Origin of the sequence: Intestinimonas butyriciproducens (assembly GCF_016901775.1) — a bacterium.
Lineage (GTDB): Bacteria > Bacillota > Clostridia > Oscillospirales > Butyricicoccaceae > Pseudobutyricicoccus.
Map to the genome: position 1 here is coordinate 1 of NZ_JACJKW010000042.1, position 1,298 is coordinate 1,298.

The 1,298-nt window shown below is 45.8% G+C and carries 2 protein-coding genes; both read right to left on the reverse strand.

The annotated features are described in order from the left end of the window. Nucleotides 1-45 precede the first annotated feature (45 nt). Nucleotides 46-858 (reverse strand): IS3 family transposase, encoded by an 813-nt coding sequence (locus H6A25_RS12480; RefSeq protein WP_243423370.1) that lies wholly within the window; start codon nt 856-858, stop codon nt 46-48. A gap of 26 nt (nt 859-884) precedes the next feature. After that, the gene (locus H6A25_RS12485) at nt 885-1,235 is read right to left on the reverse strand and encodes a helix-turn-helix domain-containing protein (protein ID WP_204752443.1); all 351 of its coding nucleotides are present in this window, start codon (nt 1,233-1,235) and stop codon (nt 885-887) included. Nucleotides 1,236-1,298: the final 63 nt, after the last annotated feature.

Consider the following 1,298-nt stretch of genomic DNA (forward strand, 5'->3'; position numbering starts at 1 on the left):
TGAAGTGACCCCAAAAAGTTAGACAATATTTCTATCAAAAATTGTTCAAGCAGCTGAAAGGGCTTGTTGTCTGTGAATTGCAGGCGGCAAGCCCTTTAGCTTTGCTTTGATGCGGCGGTTGTTGTAGTAGTCCAGATAGTCCAGAAGTTCCTGCTTGAAGTGTTCCACAGATTCAAATTCTTGGAGATACAGCAACTCGCTTTTGAGCAGGCCAAAGAAATTTTCCATCACAGCATTATCCAGGCAATTCCCTTTGCGGCTCATACTTTGCCGGATACCCTTGCACTTTAACATCTGCTGGTACTGCTTATGCTGGTATTGCCAGCCCTGGTCTGAGTGGAGAATCAGATCTGTCCCATCCGGTATGCTTTCAAAAGCCTTATTAAGCATGGAGGTTACCATCTTCAGAACTGGATGTTCAGAAATTGTATAGGTAATCAGATACCCATTGTGTAAATCCAGAATGGGAGAAAGGTACAGTTTCTGGCCAAACAGGCTGAACTCCGTCACATCAGTGACCCATTTCAGGTTTGGCTTCTCTGCATGGAAATCCCGGTTCAGCAGATTAGGGGCAATTTTGCCCATGTCTCCTTTATAAGAACGATATTTCTTGATTCTGACACGACAAACCAAGCCCAGTTTTCTCATAAGCCGCTGGACAGTCTTGTGGTTCAGGAGAAACCCTCTGCTACGAAGCACCATTGTGATACGCCGGTAACCGTATCTTCCTTTGTTTTCGTGATAGATAGCGGCAATTTCTGTTTTTTCTTGAGCATATTTGTCTGCCTTTTGCATGCGTTTCAGGTGGTAGTAAAAGGTCGCACGAGGCAGTTGAGCGATTTCAAGAAGGAGGGGCAAAGCATATTTTGGCCTTAGTTTTTGGACTACCTGGGCTTTTTCCCCTGGCGTCGCTCTCTCTCCAAAACCAAGGCTTGCAAGTTTTTTAGGTATTCATTCTCCGCACGCAGCCGCTGCACCTCGGCCAGTAAGTCCTCTTCCACAGCTGTGGGCAGTTTCTTGGGACGGCCCTTACTTCCACGGCCATGTCGCTCTACTGCAAAGCCTTCCGGTCCTTCCGTTAGGTATATTCGCTCCCAGTCCTTGATTCGAGTATCGCTGCTTACTTCAAACTGTCTTGCTGTTTCGCAGTAGCTCAGTTTTTCCGCCATCATCGTTTCAATCACTAGTTTCTTAAATTCTGGCGTGTATCGTTTGTTTGGTATTCCTTTTGGCATAATGAAGCACCCCACTTGTTATCCAGTATATCATACTGTCTAACAAATGGGGTGCAGTTCAAG

What these genes read in the sequence shown, in the direction of transcription:
- H6A25_RS12485 (WP_204752443.1), bottom strand. Translation starts at nt 1,235, where the DNA reads ATGCCAAAAGGAATACCAAACAAACGATACACGCCAGAATTTAAGAAA.